Annotated in this window: 14 protein-coding genes; 6 read left to right on the top strand and 8 right to left on the bottom strand. The window is 53.3% G+C overall.

All coding sequences use genetic code 11. The features are described from left to right. Positions 1–85 precede the first annotated feature (85 nt). Entirely contained in the window at positions 86–1,909 is a 1,824-nt protein-coding gene (gene typA / locus AAH446_RS17855) for a ribosome-dependent GTPase TypA (protein WP_342908023.1), read from the bottom strand. Between the two features lie 434 nt (positions 1,910–2,343). Here typA and glnA point away from each other — a divergent pair, with 434 nt between their 5' ends. From glnA to glnG, 3 genes are all read left to right on the top strand, one after another. After that, the gene (gene glnA, locus AAH446_RS17850; protein WP_342908022.1) at positions 2,344–3,753 is read left to right on the top strand and encodes a glutamate--ammonia ligase; all 1,410 of its coding nucleotides are present in this window, start codon (positions 2,344–2,346) and stop codon (positions 3,751–3,753) included. A gap of 252 nt (positions 3,754–4,005) precedes the next feature. Then, on the top strand, positions 4,006–5,055 hold the full coding sequence (gene glnL, locus AAH446_RS17845; protein ID WP_342908021.1) for a nitrogen regulation protein NR(II): 1,050 nt from the start codon (positions 4,006–4,008) through the stop codon (positions 5,053–5,055). Positions 5,056–5,062: 7 nt separating this feature from the next. Continuing rightward, positions 5,063–6,472, top strand: a complete 1,410-nt coding sequence (gene glnG, locus AAH446_RS17840) for a nitrogen regulation protein NR(I) (protein ID WP_342908020.1) — start codon at positions 5,063–5,065, stop codon at positions 6,470–6,472. A 115-nt stretch (positions 6,473–6,587) separates the two neighbouring features. On the opposite strand, the gene hemN is transcribed toward glnG, so the two are convergent. Together hemN and yihI are read right to left on the bottom strand one after the other, a co-directional pair. Further along, the gene (gene hemN, locus AAH446_RS17835; RefSeq protein WP_463322836.1) at positions 6,588–7,946 is read right to left on the bottom strand and encodes an oxygen-independent coproporphyrinogen III oxidase; all 1,359 of its coding nucleotides are present in this window, start codon (positions 7,944–7,946) and stop codon (positions 6,588–6,590) included. A gap of 274 nt (positions 7,947–8,220) precedes the next feature. Further along, complete coding sequence (gene yihI / locus AAH446_RS17830) at positions 8,221–8,751, bottom strand: Der GTPase-activating protein YihI (RefSeq protein ID WP_342908019.1); 531 nt, start codon at positions 8,749–8,751, stop codon at positions 8,221–8,223. A gap of 551 nt (positions 8,752–9,302) precedes the next feature. Between yihI and yihA the strand changes: the two genes are divergently transcribed. Beyond that, positions 9,303–9,938 carry a ribosome biogenesis GTP-binding protein YihA/YsxC gene (gene yihA / locus AAH446_RS17825; RefSeq protein ID WP_342908018.1) on the top strand — a complete coding sequence of 212 codons (636 nt, stop codon included), beginning with the start codon at positions 9,303–9,305 and terminating at the stop codon, positions 9,936–9,938. A 64-nt stretch (positions 9,939–10,002) separates the two neighbouring features. Here the strand turns inward: yihA and spfP are convergent, their stop codons facing one another. From spfP to AAH446_RS17805, 5 genes are all read right to left on the bottom strand, one after another. After that, positions 10,003–10,050 (bottom strand): small protein SpfP, encoded by a 48-nt coding sequence (spfP, locus tag AAH446_RS19810; RefSeq protein ID WP_440135769.1) that lies wholly within the window; start codon positions 10,048–10,050, stop codon positions 10,003–10,005. A gap of 294 nt (positions 10,051–10,344) precedes the next feature. Further along, positions 10,345–13,131 (bottom strand): DNA polymerase I, encoded by a 2,787-nt coding sequence (gene polA / locus AAH446_RS17820; protein ID WP_342908017.1) that lies wholly within the window; start codon positions 13,129–13,131, stop codon positions 10,345–10,347. Between the two features lie 419 nt (positions 13,132–13,550). Beyond that, a complete protein-coding gene (gene dsbA, locus AAH446_RS17815) occupies positions 13,551–14,180 on the bottom strand; it encodes a thiol:disulfide interchange protein DsbA (RefSeq protein WP_342908016.1) in 630 nt (209 codons plus the stop codon). Positions 14,181–14,227: 47 nt separating this feature from the next. Next, the gene (locus AAH446_RS17810) at positions 14,228–15,220 is read right to left on the bottom strand and encodes a serine/threonine protein kinase (protein WP_342908015.1); all 993 of its coding nucleotides are present in this window, start codon (positions 15,218–15,220) and stop codon (positions 14,228–14,230) included. Between the two features lie 81 nt (positions 15,221–15,301). Then, complete coding sequence (locus AAH446_RS17805) at positions 15,302–15,571, bottom strand: YihD family protein (RefSeq protein WP_342908014.1); 270 nt, start codon at positions 15,569–15,571, stop codon at positions 15,302–15,304. Positions 15,572–15,647: 76 nt separating this feature from the next. Here AAH446_RS17805 and mobA point away from each other — a divergent pair, with 76 nt between their 5' ends. Together mobA and mobB are read left to right on the top strand one after the other, a co-directional pair. Next, positions 15,648–16,232 carry a molybdenum cofactor guanylyltransferase MobA gene (gene mobA, locus AAH446_RS17800; protein WP_463322832.1) on the top strand — a complete coding sequence of 195 codons (585 nt, stop codon included), beginning with the start codon at positions 15,648–15,650 and terminating at the stop codon, positions 16,230–16,232. Between the two features lie 12 nt (positions 16,233–16,244). Beyond that, complete coding sequence (mobB, locus tag AAH446_RS17795; protein WP_342908013.1) at positions 16,245–16,751, top strand: molybdopterin-guanine dinucleotide biosynthesis protein MobB; 507 nt, start codon at positions 16,245–16,247, stop codon at positions 16,749–16,751. Positions 16,752–17,007: the final 256 nt, after the last annotated feature.

Here is a 17,007-nt window from a genome sequence, read left to right as displayed (position 1 = left end):
GCTGAACAGGAGGAAGGGTTTTCATCAGGCATAAAAAAACGCCCTCCGGAACCCGGAGAGCGTTTTTTACATCCTGCAGAGGCGATTACGACTCTTTAGGACCGCGGCTAGCGCGTTTACGATCGTTTTCCGTCAGGTGACGTTTACGAATACGGACGGACAGCGGCGTCACTTCTACCAGTTCATCATCATCGATGAACTCGATAGCCTGCTCCAGGGTCATTTTAATGGCTGGAACCAGGGTGGTCGCTTCGTCAGTACCGGAAGCACGCATGTTGGTCAGCTTCTTACCGGTCAGGCAGTTCACGGTCAGGTCGTTAGAACGTGAGTGAATACCAATGATCTGGCCTTCATATACTTCCGCACCGTGACCCAGGAACAGCTTACCGCGATCCTGCAGGCTGTACAGGGCGAAAGCAACCGCTTTACCCTGGCCGTTAGAGATCAGCACGCCGTTCTGACGCTGGCCAACTTCGCCCTGACGGATATCGTCATAATGGCTGAAGGTAGAGTAGAGCAGGCCAGTACCGGAAGTCATGGTCATGAATTCGTTACGGAAGCCAATCAGGCCACGGCTAGGGATCACGTAGTCGAGACGTACGCGGCCTTTGCCATCCGGATCCATGTTTTTCATGTCGGCTTTACGCTCGCCCATCGCCTGCATCACGGAACCCTGGTGCTGCTCTTCGATATCCAGCGTCACGTTTTCGAATGGCTCCTGCTTACGGCCTTCGAATTCGCGGAAGATAACTTTCGGACGGGATACGGCCAGTTCGAAACCTTCACGACGCATGTTTTCAATCAGAACGGACAGGTGAAGTTCACCACGACCTGATACGCGGAACGCGTCAGCATCGGATGTTTCTTCCACACGCAGCGCCACGTTGTGCACCAGCTCTTTGTTCAGACGGTCAAGGATCTGACGAGACGTCACATACTTACCTTCTTTGCCGCAGAACGGAGAGGTGTTGACGTTGAAGAACATGGTAACGGTAGGCTCATCAACGCTCAGGGCTGGCAGCGCCATAACATTCTGTGGATCACAGATTGTATCGGAGATGTTCAGCTCGCCCAGACCGGTGATAGCAATGATATCGCCTGCTTCCGCTTCGGTCGCGTCGATACGCTCCAGACCCAGGTGGGTCAGCACTTTGCCGACTTTACCGTTACGGGTTTTGCCTTCGCTATCAATGATAGTAACTTGCTGGTTTGGCTTAACTTTACCGCGTTTGATGCGGCCGATGCCGATAACACCCACGTAGTTGTTATAGTCCAGCTGAGAAATCTGCATCTGGAACGGCGCGTCCATTTCCACCTGCGGTGGGGAAACGTGCTCCACGATCGCTTCGTACAGCGGGGTCATGTCATCTGCCATTTCGGCATGATCAAGACCGGCGATGCCGTTCAGCGCGGATGCATAGATAACCGGGAAGTCGAGCTGTTCGTCAGTCGCGTCCAGGTTAACGAACAGGTCAAACACCTGATCCACAACCCAGTCTGGACGGGCGCCAGGACGGTCAACTTTGTTGATGACCACGATCGGCTTCAGACCATTAGCAAACGCTTTTTTGGTCACGAAGCGGGTTTGCGGCATAGGGCCATCCGTTGCATCCACAACCAGCAGCACCGAGTCGACCATCGACATCACACGCTCTACCTCACCGCCGAAGTCGGCGTGTCCTGGGGTATCCACGATGTTGATGCGGTAGTCGTTCCATTTAATGGCGGTGTTTTTTGCGAGGATGGTAATCCCACGCTCTTTCTCCAAATCGTTGGAGTCCATTACGCGCTCAGTTGCTTCAGTACGGGCATCAAAAGTACCGGACTGCTGTAGCAATTTATCAACCAGGGTAGTTTTACCGTGGTCAACGTGGGCAATAATGGCGATGTTACGCAAATTTTCGATCACAGCTTTGCCTCAGGCATTAGAAATAGCGCGCTATTGTACACGGATTAATCGAAGGACTGAACAGGATCACAAATTTCAATTAAAGATAACTGTCAGGATTGCTTTCAGAGCCATTTACAGTGCAAGAATTGCACTCCATCGAAAAAATGCACCAAATTAGTGCCCATCGGGCACCTGGAGGCACCATAATGGTGCGCGACTTCCATTGTGGTGCAGCTCGCGTTTCACGAGAGCGCGTATCATAGCGCTTTTCGGGCCAAATGAAAAAGTTGGCATAGATTTCGCTTTATATCACTTAAGCGATAAACGCCATTTCCACGACGGTTGATAGCTTGTCAGAGATCTTTATTATCGGATGACTAAGCCAGATAAGCAAAGTACACCGTGAAGATCTCTAACCACGACGACAATGACAAAATCCAGGAGAGTTAAGTATGTCCGCTGAACACGTTCTGTCGATGATGAACGAGCATGAAGTCAAGTTTGTTGATCTGCGCTTCACCGATACCAAAGGCAAAGAACAGCACGTCACCATTCCTGCTCACCAGGTTAACGCTGACTTTTTCGAAGAAGGCAAAATGTTTGACGGCTCCTCTATCGGCGGCTGGAAAGGCATTAACGAATCAGACATGGTTCTGATGCCGGACGCAACGACCGCCGTCCTCGATCCGTTTTTTGAAGATTCTACCCTGATCATCCGTTGTGACATTCTCGAGCCTGGCACCATGCAGGGCTATGACCGCGACCCGCGCTCTATCGCGAAACGCGCTGAAGACTTCCTGCGTTCTTCCGGTATCGCTGACACCGTGCTGTTTGGACCGGAACCTGAATTCTTCCTGTTTGATGACGTTCGCTTTGGCGCCACCACTTCCGGCTCTCATGTTGCGATCGACGATATCGAAGCCGCATGGAACACCGGTAAAGAGTACGAAGGCGGCAACAAAGGTCACCGTCCAGGTCTGAAAGGCGGCTACTTCCCGGTACCACCGGTCGACTCTTCACAGGACATCCGTTCTGCAATGTGTCTGACCATGGAACAGATGGGGCTGGTTGTTGAAGCTCACCACCACGAAGTGGCAACCGCAGGTCAGAACGAAGTGGCGACCCGCTTCAATACCATGACGAAGAAAGCGGACGAAATTCAGATCTACAAATATGTCGTGCACAACGTCGCCCATGCCTATGGCAAAACGGCGACCTTTATGCCAAAACCGATTTTTGGTGATAACGGTTCCGGTATGCACTGCCATATGTCTCTTTCTAAAGATGGCAATAACCTGTTCGCGGGCGACAAATACGGCGGCCTGTCTGAAATGGCGCTGTTCTACATCGGCGGTGTGATCAAACACGCTAAAGCGATCAACGCCCTGGCTAACCCGACCACCAACTCCTACAAGCGTCTGGTCCCTGGCTATGAAGCGCCAGTGATGCTGGCTTACTCCGCCCGTAACCGCTCTGCGTCAATCCGTATCCCGGTTGTGGCCAGCCCGAAAGCGCGCCGTATTGAAGCCCGCTTCCCGGATCCTGCCGCTAACCCTTATCTGGCTTTCTCAGCCCTGCTGATGGCTGGCCTGGACGGCATCATCAACAAAATCCATCCTGGCGATGCGATGGACAAAAACCTGTACGACCTGCCGCCGGAAGAAGAAGCTGAGATCCCAAAAGTTGCGGGTTCACTGGAAGAAGCGCTGAACGCCCTGAACGAAGACCGCGAGTTCCTGACGCGCGGCGGTGTGTTCACTGATGACACCATCGATGCCTACATCGAACTGCGTAAAGCTGAAATGGACCGCGTGCGCATGACGCCACACCCGGTCGAGTTCGAACTGTACTACAGCGTTTAATCAGGTAGTCCCCGGCAGGTTTATGCCGCAGCAAAATGGCCGAAGGTACTCCCGCCCTGGCGGAAGAGGCCTTAAGGCAGAAGTAAAAGTCGGGCCAAAGCCTGCTGCCGCGTAAAACCGCCTGGATTTTGTTGCCGTGGAAACGTACAGCCCATCTCCGGATGGGCTTTTTTCTCCACGCCCTCATCGTTCAGGAAGACGATCCCCGGATCTCGCCTCATAATGCACTAAAAGAGTGCAGGAGAACGCTGTATGGCAACAGGCACGCCGCCCGATGCTGGGCAGATTCTCAATTCCCTGCTTAACAGCATTTTGCTGGTTGATAGTGCGTTGGTGATTCACTACGCCAACCCTGCGGCACAGCAATTACTGGCACAGAGCTCTCGCAAGCTGTTTGGCACACCGCTGCCGGAACTGGTGGGATATTTCTCGTTAAATATCGACGTCATGCATGAGAGCCTGAATGCAGGTCAGGGATTTACAGACAGTGAAGTGACTCTTGTGGTGGACAGCCGCGCGCATATTATGTCGCTGACGGCACAGCGTCTTCCCGAAGGGTTAATCCTGCTCGAAATGGCACCGATGGATAATCAACGCCGTCTCAGTCAGGAACAGATTCAGCATGCCCAGCAGGTTGCCGCACGGGATTTAGTCCGTGGGCTGGCCCATGAAATTAAAAATCCGCTGGGTGGATTACGGGGCGCCGCGCAGCTGCTGGAAAAAGCGCTGCCCGATCCCGCGTTAACAGAATATACCCGCGTGATTATTGAGCAGGCAGACCGGCTGCGCAATCTGGTCGATCGCCTGCTTGGCCCTCAGCAGCCGGGCATGCACGTCACGCAAAGTATTCATCAGGTGGCCGAGCGGGTGGTTAACCTCGTGTCGATGGAGCTGCCTGATAATGTCACGCTGGTCAGAGATTACGATCCCAGCCTGCCAGAACTTCCGCACGATCCGGATCAAATTGAACAGGTATTGCTGAATGTCGTACGTAACGCGCTCCAGGCGTTGGGGGAAGAAGGCGGGACAATTACGCTGCGTACCCGCACGGCGTTCCAGCTGACGCTGCACGGCGTACGCTACCGCCTGGTCGCGCGTATTGATATTGAAGATGATGGCCCCGGTATCCCGGCCCAGCTTCAGGATACGCTCTTTTATCCGATGGTCAGCGGACGTGAAGGCGGGACGGGTTTAGGGTTGTCGATAGCCCGTAGTCTTATCGATCAACATTCGGGAAAAATAGAGTTCAACAGTTGGCCCGGACATACTGAATTTTCGGTTTACCTGCCTATTCGCCAGTGAGGTTTCTATGCAACGAGGGATAGTTTGGATCGTCGATGACGACAGCTCCATCCGCTGGGTGCTTGAACGCGCCCTCACTGGAGCCGGTTTAAGCTGTGCCACTTTTAACAGCGGTAATGAGGTGCTGACCGCCCTTGCTACCAAGACGCCGGACGTTTTACTTTCAGATATTCGCATGCCCGGTATGGATGGCCTGGCCCTGCTGAAGCAGATAAAACAGCGGCATCCGATGCTCCCGGTCATCATAATGACCGCCCATTCGGATCTGGATGCCGCCGTCAGCGCCTATCAGCAAGGGGCATTCGACTATCTGCCAAAGCCGTTTGATATTGATGAAGCGGTTGCGCTGGTTGAGCGTGCCATCAGCCACTATCAGGAGCAGCAGCAGCCGCGCAATCAGCCGGTCAGCGGTCCTACCACCGATATCATCGGCGAAGCGCCAGCCATGCAGGATGTCTTCCGCATTATTGGCCGCCTTTCACGCTCTTCTATTAGCGTGCTGATCAACGGCGAGTCCGGTACGGGTAAGGAGCTGGTGGCTCATGCGCTGCACCGGCACAGCCCGCGTGCAAAAGCGCCCTTTATCGCCCTGAATATGGCCGCGATCCCAAAAGACCTGATTGAGTCCGAACTGTTCGGCCATGAAAAAGGGGCGTTTACCGGCGCCAACCAGATTCGCCAGGGGCGTTTTGAGCAGGCCGACGGCGGCACGCTGTTCCTGGATGAAATCGGCGATATGCCGCTGGATGTCCAGACTCGTCTGCTGCGTGTGCTGGCCGATGGGCAGTTTTATCGCGTCGGAGGCTATGCGCCGGTCAAGGTGGACGTCCGCATCATCGCGGCCACCCACCAGAACCTGGAGCTGCGCGTTCAGGAGGGCAAGTTCCGGGAAGATCTATTTCACCGCCTGAACGTGATCCGCGTCCATCTGCCGCCGCTGCGGGAGCGCCGTGAGGATATCCCTCGTCTTGCGCGCTATTTTTTACAGGTTGCGGCGCGGGAGCTGGGCGTGGAGGCGAAAATACTTCATCCGGAAACCGAAACGGCGCTGACCCGGCTGCACTGGTCCGGTAACGTGCGCCAGCTGGAAAATACCTGCCGCTGGCTGACGGTAATGGCGGCCGGACAGGAAGTGCTGATCCAGGATCTTCCTCCCGAACTCTTTGAAACGTCGACGCCCGACAACCCGGTACAGTCGCTGCCTGACAGCTGGGCGACGCTGCTGGCGCAGTGGGCAGATCGCGCGCTTCGTTCCGGTCATCAAAATTTGCTGTCGGAAGCGCAGCCGGAGATGGAGCGTACGCTGCTGACTACCGCCCTGCGTCATACGCAGGGGCACAAGCAGGAAGCGGCCAGGCTGCTGGGCTGGGGGCGAAATACCCTGACCCGTAAGCTGAAAGAGCTGGGAATGGAGTAGCGGAGGCAAAGCCGCGCGGCCTTATCTTTCCCCTGGCCGCGCGTAAAGATAAAGCCGGACACCGAACGATCCCGACAGTTGAGATGGCGTGTCGGTGTCCGGGCTTTACCTTTCTTCAGATGACCCGTGAAAATTGCTGCATACGGGCTTTCTGGCGCATGTAAACATCAAAGCACATGCAGATATTGCGGATCAGCAAACGTCCCTTAGGCGTGACCTGAAGGCCCTTCCCATGCCGTTCCACCAACCCATCCTCAATAAACGGCGTTAGCAGCGCCAGATCTTCAGAGAAATAGTCGGTAAAAGCCTGGCCGCGCGCGTCGAAATCGTCAAAATTGAGCGCAAAATGGCAAATCAGCGTTTTGATCACATCCCGCCGCAGGCAGTCATCTTCTGAAAGGACCACGCCCCGCCACAGCGCCGTTTGTTGCTCACCGACGCTGGCATAGTACGCCTTCAGCTCTTTTTGATTCTGGGCGTAAGTGTCGCCGATCATACTAATGGCAGAAACCCCCATTCCCAGCAGATCGCTGTCGCCCTGCGTGGTATATCCCTGGAAATTACGGTGCAGTTTTCCTTCCCGCTGCGCCACCGCCAGCTCATCATCGGGCCGGGCAAAGTGGTCCATACCGATAAACTGATAGCCTTCGGCGGTCAGCATGGCGATCGACTGCTGAAGTATGTCGAGCTTTTGTTGGGCATCCGGCAGATCGGCTTCCTTGATTTTACGCTGGGCGGCAAACAGGTTCGGCATATGGGCATAGTTGAATACGCTCAGCCTGTCCGGATTCAGCCCGGCAACTTTTTTCAGCGTGAAGGCGAAGCTTTCCGGCGTCTGCATCGGCAGACCATAAATTAAGTCCAGGTTTGTCGAGGTAAAGCCAAGCCTGCGCGCGCGCTCCACCAGCGCCACAATCATCTCTTCATCCTGTACGCGATTGACCTTCTCCTGCACCGCCTTATTGAAATCCTGAACGCCCATGCTCAGCCGGTTAAAGCCGGCGGCACGAAGATGATCCAGCACATCAAGCTCGATTTCACGCGGATCGACCTCAATAGAAAGTTCAGCGCGCTCGTCGAAGCGAAACTGTGACTTAAGCAGCCCAATCAGGCGGGTGATTTGCGCCTTGCTGAGATAGGTCGGCGTACCGCCTCCCCAGTGCATCTGCGTGACGGTGCGATCGACAAACAGCGGCGCGCGGGCGAGGATTTCTTTCTCCAGCACATCCAGATAGGCATCAGCTTTATGCTGCTGGCGGGTGACCACTTTATTACAGCCGCAGAAATAGCAGAGACGATGGCAGAAAGGGATATGAATATAGAGCGAAAGCGGACGACCGGGATAGCGCTGCGACGCCTGCATAAATGCGGCTTCATCATAATCCTGATGAAACTCCAGCGCGGTGGGATAAGACGTGTAACGTGGCCCAGAAATATTGTACTTCTGGATCAGGCCCTGATCCCATTCAATCATCTGTGTCACGATAGTCACTCCTTCGCAGGCGTCTGCGTCTGGTGGCCGACCGTCGGATAAAGGGGGAGTGCTGATTCAGGGGCGGACGGGCGGTGGTTCTGCGCAACCGGGCTTTCAGCCGCGACAGGCGACGAAGTTTAGCAAATAACCCGCCCAGCATGCAGAGCAGAATCAGCGCAAAAATTGATCCAGGCCAATTCATTAGCGGAGAAACCTTTTTTATAAGACAGCGCCAGATTGCGCTGCCTCAATATCTGCCTTCAGGCCGTGATAGTTACTGACCGCCCTTCAGCAGACGATACATATCCTCTTCGGCTTCTTCATCCTCTGCGCCGTCGTCCAGGGCAATGCCGAGCTCTTCCATCAGTATGTCGATACGATCCAGCGTCTCATCCAGCCAGGCCTGCTCTTCCGCAGATACCGTATCGCCATTCTCAAGGCGGTCGAGCAGCGCATCCAGACGTTCGTCGTTTTCGAGGGCCGTCAGCTCCTCCTGGGGAGAAAGAGCCACTTTTTTCTTTTCAGCGGGCTGCTTCACCTTCGCCGGTTTGGCCGGTTTGCTGCTGATACCTTCAGCCACCAGCGGCACGGGTTTTTTGCTGCCAATGCGTGGATCTTTGCTGCCAGACGCGCCGCTGCCTTTCTGATTCTGCACAACGGGATTAGCCCGGCTGCCGGAAGCATTACCGCGATGTTTTTTGTCACGTTTACGATCGCGTGCTTCAGCGTTGACGTCATCGCGCGTTTTGCGTTTAGTTTTCGCGGCTGGTTTTTTGTCCAGGGACGCGCGTGCGGGTTGCTTCATGGTTTTTGCTCTCAGGGATTTATCATTCAGTATAGAATTGCGGCGAAATCTAGCAGAAAGCGGACAAAGAAAAAAGGCGGCAGGTCACCCTGTCGCCTTTTTTCATCCCTTCCAGAGAAGGGTTGACTCATTCCGCATCCTTTTTAGCACACAACCTCCCTGTTTTCCGTTGCCTTTTCGTCCAGCCTGGACGCGATCCTTCCTTTTCGTGCTTCACCCTCAGCACCGTCCTTCCCTGCTCCACACTATCCCAATCTCCCTGAGCACTTCATCCTGAAGTAACCCCTCCCGGGTTATGACAGATACTGTAGACCATAGCGTCAGACACACAAGGTGAAGAAAGCAATTTTCCCGTTATTTTTTCAGTACCATCGTTAACGCAATGTTTTACGGCTCTGTTCTGTTAACGGCGTAAAAAAAATAGCGGCGATCGCCGTCAAAACTAATGGCAAATCGCTGACAAAATTCAGGCAGGCAAACGGACGGCTGGGCGCTTTCATTCCAGACAGGGTATACTCTGCGCAATCGCCCTTTTATCTGGAGTTTTTATTTTGCCTGGCTGGAATTATCACGTTACTCACTTTGTCACCAGCGCCCCTGACATCCGCCACCTTCCTCCCGATATCGGAATTGAAGTTGCGTTTGCCGGTCGTTCTAATGCGGGCAAATCCAGCGCGCTTAACACGCTGACCAACCAGAAAGCGCTGGCGCGTACCAGTAAAACCCCAGGGCGTACGCAGTTGATCAATCTGTTCCAGGTCGCGGAGGGTTACCGGCTGGTGGATCTCCCCGGCTATGGCTATGCAGAGGTCCCGGAAGAGATGAAGCTCAAGTGGCAGCGTGCGCTGGCAGAATATCTGCAAATGCGCGAATGCCTGAAAGGGCTGGTTGTCCTGATGGATATCCGCCATCCGCTAAAAGATCTGGATCAGCAGATGATTCAGTGGGCCGTGCAGAGTGGCATTGAGGTGCTGGTATTACTGACGAAAGCCGACAAGCTGGCCTCCGGTGCGCGTAAGGCGCAGCTGAACAAGGTGCGGGAAGCGGCTAAAGAATTTGTTGGCGATGTTCAGGTAGAGATGTTCTCTTCACTGAAAAAAATTGGCGTTGATAAACTGAGTCAGAAGCTGGATAGCTGGTTCAGTGAAATCCCACCGGCGACCGATGAGAATATCCCCGCAGAATAGGGCTTCAGGGCTGAATCGCGCCCAATAAAAAACGCCCCAGTCATAACGACTGGGGCGGCTAAATTCAGCCAAATCCGGTTACGTGAAGTAAACGGTTTGAAAGATAGAACATCTTACCTCTGTACCCTACGCCTGAAACTCTACATGATTTTATGAGCGCTCAAAAGGATTTTTTGTAGTTAATTTTCAGAAAACCCCCTGTGTTATCAAACTCGTGTCACATAAAGCGACTTTTGCTGTAGCAAAATTACAAAAAAAGTGCTTTCGGGATAAATGCTTAGGAGGGAACCTGAGCGGAATGCCCTGTAGCAAAAGGCGGGATCGTTTCAGCCAGATAATTTTCGTATGGTGAAAAAATAAGGCTGAAACGCCGCGGTTCCAGCCTCCCGGCTTTCGTTATAAAAAATTAGTGGGCCTGATCCCAGTTATCCCCAACGCCGACATCCACCCGTAGCGGCACATCCAGCGTCATGCTGTTCTCCATCAAATCACGAATTTTAGCCGAGGCGGCTTCAACCTCAGACGCTTTGACTTCAAAGACCAGTTCATCGTGAACCTGCATGATCATTTTGACATCCGGTGACGCTTGCGGCGTCAGCCAGGCGTCCACGGCAATCATCGCTTTTTTTATGATGTCTGCTGCGGTGCCCTGCATTGGGGCGTTAATCGCAGCGCGTTCCGCCGCCTTGCGGCGCATCGCATTGCTGGCCTTAATATCCGGCAGGTAAAGCCGGCGGCCATCCAGCGTAGCAACGTATCCCTTTTCGGCCGCAAGCTGGCGTGTGCTTTCCATATACTCCAGCACGCCCGGATAGCGTTCAAAATAGAGATCCATATATTTCTTCGCTTCGCCGGCACCGATATTAAGCTGACGCGAGAGGCCGAAGGCGCTCATACCATAAATCAGCCCAAAGTTGATCGCTTTAGCGCTGCGTCGCTGCTCGCCCGTGACCCTATCCAGCGCCATGCCAAAGACCTCAGCCGCCGTGGCGCGGTGAATATCCTGGCCTTCAGCAAAGGCATTCAGCAGCCCTTTATCCTGCGAGAGATGGGCCATGATGCGCAGCTCGATTTGCGAGTAGTCCGCCGCCACAATTTTGCACCCTTTGGACGCGATAAACGCCTGGCGGATACGACGGCCTTCGTCATTACGCACCGGAATGTTTTGCAGGTTTGGATCGGTGGACGAAAGGCGCCCGGTAGCCGTCACCGCCTGATGATAGGAGGTGTGTACTCTGCCGGTGACCGGGTTAATCATCAATGGCAGCTTATCGGTATAGGTCGATTTCAGCTTGGAGAGCCCGCGATGCTCAAGAATAACCTTTGGCAAAGGGTAGTCGAGCGCCAGTTCAGCCAGCACCTCTTCAGAGGTGGAAGGCGCTCCCCCCGGCGTTTTTTTGGTCGGCTTGATCCCCTGCTTTTCAAAAAGAATGGTTTGCAACTGCTTGGTTGAGGAGAGATTAAACGGCTCGCCCGCCAGTTCGTGCGCCTTCTGTTCCAGACCGGCCAGCCTCTCCGTCAGCTCCTTAGAGTGGGTGGCCAGTATTCCCTGATCGATCAGCACACCATTACGTTCAATACGCGAAATAACGGTGACCAGCGGCATCTCGATATTTTCAAAAACCTGCTTCGGGCCCGGTGCCTTCTCCAGCTCAGGCCACATTTTGAGGTGCAGCTGTAGCGTGACGTCCGCATCCTCAGCGGCATAATGGGCCGCCTGCTCCATAGCTATCTGATTAAACGTAAGCTGTTTTTTGCCCTTACCGGCGATCTCCTCAAAGGAGACAGTTTTGTGGTTCAGCCAGCGCGACGCGAGCGAATCCATGTCGTGGCGTCCGGAAACGCTGTTCAGCGCATAGGATTCCAGCATGGTGTCAAATTTGATGCCCTGTAGTTCAATGCCGTAATTCTTCAGCACGCCCCGGTCATATTTGAGATTCTGACCGACCTTAAGCAGGCTGGGATCTTCCAGCAAAGGCTTGAGGCGTTCCAGCACGCTGTTGCGATCCAGCTGGACGGGGGCATCCAGATAATCGTGAGCGACCGGCAAATAGGCGGCTTCACCCGGTGCCACGGCAAAAGAGAGGCCGACAATATTAGCGCTCAGCGTGTCCAGCGAATCCGTTTCCAGATCGAAAGCAAACAGAGGACTTTTTTGCACTTTCGTCAGCCACGCTTCGAACGTTTCGTCATCAAGAATGGTGACGTAACCCTCCGCAGATAACACACTGGTCGCTTCAGGTTTTTCTTCAATTTTTTCAACCAGGGCTTGCTGCGCTGCCGGATTGCTTTTTTTACCCTGTAGCCATTTCCCCTGTTCCAGATCCTCGATCCAGCGCCGGAACTCGTAATGGCGGAACAGTCCGAGCAGCGTCTCCACATCGGGTTCAGTGACCGTCAGTTGCTCACAGGTAAGCGCCAGCTCAACGTCGGTTTTGATCGTGGCCAGCTGATAGGAGAGGAAAGCGACCTCTTTATTCTGCTCAAGCTTCGCGGACATGGTTTTCGCGCCGCGAAACGTTAAGCCGGCCACTTTATCCAGATTATCGTAGATATCCTTAATACCGCCCAGCCCCTGCAGCAGCGCCTGTGCGGTTTTTTCACCCACGCCCGGCACGCCGGGAATGTTGTCTGATGAATCCCCCATCAGTGCCAGGAAATCGATGATCAGAGAAGGCGGAATACCATACTTCTCCACCACTTCTTCAGGACCGAGGATGGCATTGTTCATTGTATTGATCAGCGTGATATCCGGCGTGACCAGCTGGGCCATATCTTTATCGCCGGTGCTGATTAAAACCGGCTTCCCGATTTTACCCGCTTCTAACGCCAGCGTGCCTATTACATCATCGGCTTCAACCCCCGATACGGCCAGCAGCGGCAGCCCCATCGCTTTTACCATGCTATGCAGCGGGTCAATCTGAGCACGCAGATCGTCTGGCATAGGAGGACGATGGGATTTGTAATGTTCGAACAGCTCATCGCGGAACGTTTTTCCTTTGGCGTCGAAAACGACGGCAACATGGCTGGGTTTATATTGCAGCAGCAGGCTGCGCAACATATTCAGGACACCATACATCGCGCCGGTCGGCTCTCCTTTGCTGTTGGTCAGCGGAGGGAAGGCGTGATAAGCACGATAGAGGTAAGAGGAGCCGTCTACCAGAATGAGCGGGTTTTCTGCGATTTTAGCCATAGTTTCATTACGTTCTTCGTTGATATTTTCGATAGGGTAAGGATGCCACAGCTGAGTATAAAAGATGAAATAACTCTGGGAATTGCGTCGTTTCGTGCCCAAATTTGCGGCGGGACGCATAACAATAAGCTGTGGATAAGTTTGTGCGTAATTTTCTGCCTATAGTAGTAAAAACAGAATATAAACTTGTTTGTTATGTAAAATAATAATAAATACAAAAGATTATAAATAAACCCTGGCACAGCCTTTACATTTTGCAAAATACCGTTTTTGTGGATATTAATTATCAGCGCTATTAACAGCACAGGATCCTTTACGGTTAACGCCGATCCGCACCGATGAGTCCGCTCAACAAATCGTCTTCCGGGGCGTATAAACAACAACGCCGGCTATCAGCCGGCGTTGTTCGCGGTAATAACTTATTTTTGCGTCAGCAGGAATTTCACTACGTTGGCATACTGCTGTACGTAGGTATCCATTGAACTGGTGTCCAGGCCGCCGTTGTTAACCATATATTTACCGTTAACGAACATTGCTGGTACGCCACGCAGATTCATATCTGCCGCCGCTTTTTCCTGCTGTGCGACCAGGGACTTCACTACAAAGCTGTTCCATGCCGCATCATACTCTTCGGGCTTGATACCTGCAGCCTTAACAAAGGTCTCTTTCAGACTGGCTGGGTCAGTAATGGTCTGTGTTTTCTGGATACCATCAAAAACCGGTCCGGTGACCTTCTCTTCCACACCCAGCGCCATAGCCACTGCCCAGGCCTGCGTCACGGTTTTGCCCATCTCGCCACCCAGGAACTCGACATGATACTTGGTGATTTTCGTATTCTCAGGCAGGCCTTTCTTCACGGCATCGCTAACGTGCCAGACGCGTTCGAATTCATAACAGTGTGGGCAGTAAAAGGAGAAGAACTCCAGTACCTGGGGTTCGCCGGTTGCGGGTTTCTGCATGGTAACGTACTGCTGACCCTCGGTGAACTGGGCAGCTGACGCACTGAATGCCAGCACCATGCCGACCAACGCAAACCAAATCTTTTTCATTTTAAAACGCTCTCCTAACAGCAAAAGAAGCCGACCAGAATACGCGGTCAGCCCTGGAATGCGGACAATAGCTGAAGCGGGGGTTCCTGCAACAGCTTCGCCTGCTCGTTGAAAATAGCTATCTGCCTGCGCCAGAAATCTTCATCCGTCATCCACGGAAATGAGGCAGGAAACGCAGGATCTTCCCAGCGGCGAACCACCCATGCCAGATAATAAACCATCCTCATGGCGCGTAAAGGTTCAATCAGTGACAATTCATGTGTATCGAAGTCACTGAATTCACCGTATGCCTCCAGCAAAATATCCCATTTGATGCGTTGCTCCTGCTTGTCGCCATTGATCAGCATCCACAAATCCTGCACTGCGGGGCCGTTGCGGGCATCATCAAGATCGACAAACATAGGACCATCACGCCAGAGTATGTTGCCGGGGTGACAGTCCCCGTGCAGACGTAGAGGTTGCCATTGAGTATGCCAACATTTTTGTAAAGTTGTGCCGATCAGCATGACGCTGGCGATTAATTTTTCTTTCAGTTTGGCAGGAATCAGGCTGCTGTTTTCAAACACCTGAAGAGGTTCTTCAATATATTCTTTCAGCGAAAAAGTGGGACGATGCTGAAAGGTTTTTTTCCGCCCGGTCTGATGGATACGCCCCAGAAAACGGCCAACCCACTCCAGCTGGTCATCATTATCGGTTTCGTACTGGCGCCCCCCCAAACTGGGGAAAATCGCATAACGGTAGCCCTCATGCTGATGAAGGGTACTGTTTTGCAAAAGCAGCGGAGCGGCGACCGGAACCTCATCCTCCAGCATTTCGGCGGTAAACTGGTGTTCCTCCTCGATCTGCTGCTGGGTCCAGCGCTGGGGACGATAAAACTTCACGACGTACCGCTTTTTGTCTTCATCGGAAAACTGATAGACGCGGTTCTCATAGCTGTTCAGGGCCGTTAAACCGGACTCGACGCGAATGCCGGTTTCCCAGAGCGCATCCAGGATGGTATCAGGATTTAAGTTTTGGAAGGTAAAAGCGGGTTCTTTCATCCGGCCTACTTGTAGATAATGGCGATTCAATCAGTAATAAAGAATATCATCATTATCAGGTAGACGGATGAAGGTATGGCGTTAATCTTTGATCACGCCACGGGCACGAAGCAGTGCGGTTTTAAAATCATCCTCATAGTCTTTCTTAAGGCCAGGGATCTCCTCATGCTTATCTGTCCCACGCATTTTAAGATGGTAGATCAGCACGTCATCGGTTAGCTCGCCTATGGGTTGCCTGAAACCAGCCTCATCAGCAAGCTTTTGCAAAAATTGCATTAGATTGAGATCGGGCTCCTGTTGCCAGGCAGGTTGCAGCAAGGTGAGAAGTTCATTAAGACGGTGACATTTCATCAGTTGATCCCTGTTTTGAGTCAGTTTCAGCTACGGTAGCAGGGTTAAACCCACAATAAAAGAGGGTGTAAGTATTATGTCCGGGAAGTCTACTATCTCCAGGATACCTGTTTCAGGCGTAATCCTGGCGGGTGGAAAAGGGAGCCGCATGGGCGGTGAGGATAAAGGGCTGATTTTATGGCAAGGTAAACCGCTTTATCAGCATGTTCTTTCACGCCTGCAGCCTCAGGTAGAGGAGATCTGTATCAATGCTAACCGCAATCTTGCTGCCTATCAGCAGGGCGGCCTCAGAGTGATAACGGATACCCTGGCCGATTTTCCTGGTCCACTGGCTGGGATGCTTAGCGCACTGCAACAGACTCAACATGCATGGACCGTCTTTTCCCCCTGCGATACGCCTGCGCTGCCTGTCAGTCTGGTGACCCGGCTTTGGCAGGGCAAAGATAGTGCGCCAGTTGTCTGGGCTCGTTGCGCGGGCCGCGATCATCCCACTTTTGCGCTTGTTCATGTCAGCCTTGCTGACGAACTGGCCGCCTTTCTGGCCGCAGGAGAACGCAAAGTGATGCTTTTTTTGAAACAGGCCGGGGGGCACGCTGTTTCTTTTGATGACCAACCCGATGCCTTCATCAATATTAACCATCCTGAAGATCTTACGCGCTGAGGTTTATGTTTAATGGTTCCTTTACTGGCAATATCCGCCTTTAGCGGCACAGGAAAAACCACGTTGCTGAAGCAGTTGATCCCGCTGCTGCAGGATCGCGGCATTCGCTGCGGGCTGATTAAGCATACGCACCACGATATGGACGTGGATAAGCCCGGCAAAGACAGCTATGAGCTGCGGAAAGCAGGAGCGAATCAGGTCATGGTCGCCAGCCAGAAGCGCTGGGCACTGATGACGGAGACGCCGGCGGCTGAAAAGCTGGATCTGGCTTTTCTGGCGGGCCGGATGGACGCCAGCCAGCTTGATCTGATCCTGGTTGAAGGGTTTAAAGAGGAAGCCTTAACCAGAATTGTGCTGCACCGTGAAGCTTCAGGACATCCTTTTCCCGGTCCGCTGGATGATTTTGTTATTGCCGTCGCCAGCGACAGGGATCAGGGGCTGGCTCTTCCCCATCTCGATCTTAACGAGCCGGACAGCATCGCCGATTTTATCGCTGGCTGGCTGGGTAAGCCGCGTTAAGCAGGATGAAGGCAGAGAGGCCGGGATGGGCCGCAGTAAAGCTGACATATTTTCAGTATCTGAAAGCTGACATGCCCGGATGTAGTGGGTGTCGATGTGTGGAGACGAACTGAAAATTATCTTTCCAGTCTCAGGATTTACGCAGGGACGCGGGAGATCCGGGCGCGGATACAGGCCCGGTGCGGTGCGGACAGGATGAAAACGTATCTGGCCGGCTGCGTTTCTGATGCCGCATAACGCAAAAAACCCTGACCGT

Source organism: Erwinia psychrophila, assembly GCF_039023475.1.
Classification (GTDB): Bacteria; Pseudomonadota; Gammaproteobacteria; order Enterobacterales; family Enterobacteriaceae; genus Erwinia.
The sequence above is the reverse complement of the archived record's forward strand: the minus strand, read 5'-3'. Positions and strand labels throughout refer to the sequence as shown.

Bases quoted from the DNA above. Each gene is read 5' to 3' on its own strand.
- AAH446_RS17810 (WP_342908015.1), bottom strand. From the start codon at position 15,220: ATGAAAGAACCCGCTTTTACCTTCCAAAACTTAAATCCTGATACCATC.
- mobA (WP_463322832.1), top strand. From the start codon at position 15,648: ATGTCCGGGAAGTCTACTATCTCCAGGATACCTGTTTCAGGCGTAATC.
- glnA (WP_342908022.1), top strand. From the start codon at position 2,344: ATGTCCGCTGAACACGTTCTGTCGATGATGAACGAGCATGAAGTCAAG.
- glnL (WP_342908021.1), top strand. From the start codon at position 4,006: ATGGCAACAGGCACGCCGCCCGATGCTGGGCAGATTCTCAATTCCCTG.
- glnG (WP_342908020.1), top strand. From the start codon at position 5,063: ATGCAACGAGGGATAGTTTGGATCGTCGATGACGACAGCTCCATCCGC.
- yihI (WP_342908019.1), bottom strand. From the start codon at position 8,751: ATGAAGCAACCCGCACGCGCGTCCCTGGACAAAAAACCAGCCGCGAAA.
- polA (WP_342908017.1), bottom strand. From the start codon at position 13,131: ATGGCTAAAATCGCAGAAAACCCGCTCATTCTGGTAGACGGCTCCTCT.
- hemN (WP_463322836.1), bottom strand. From the start codon at position 7,946: ATGATTGAATGGGATCAGGGCCTGATCCAGAAGTACAATATTTCTGGG.
- dsbA (WP_342908016.1), bottom strand. From the start codon at position 14,180: ATGAAAAAGATTTGGTTTGCGTTGGTCGGCATGGTGCTGGCATTCAGT.
- AAH446_RS17805 (WP_342908014.1), bottom strand. From the start codon at position 15,571: ATGAAATGTCACCGTCTTAATGAACTTCTCACCTTGCTGCAACCTGCC.
- mobB (WP_342908013.1), top strand. From the start codon at position 16,245: ATGGTTCCTTTACTGGCAATATCCGCCTTTAGCGGCACAGGAAAAACC.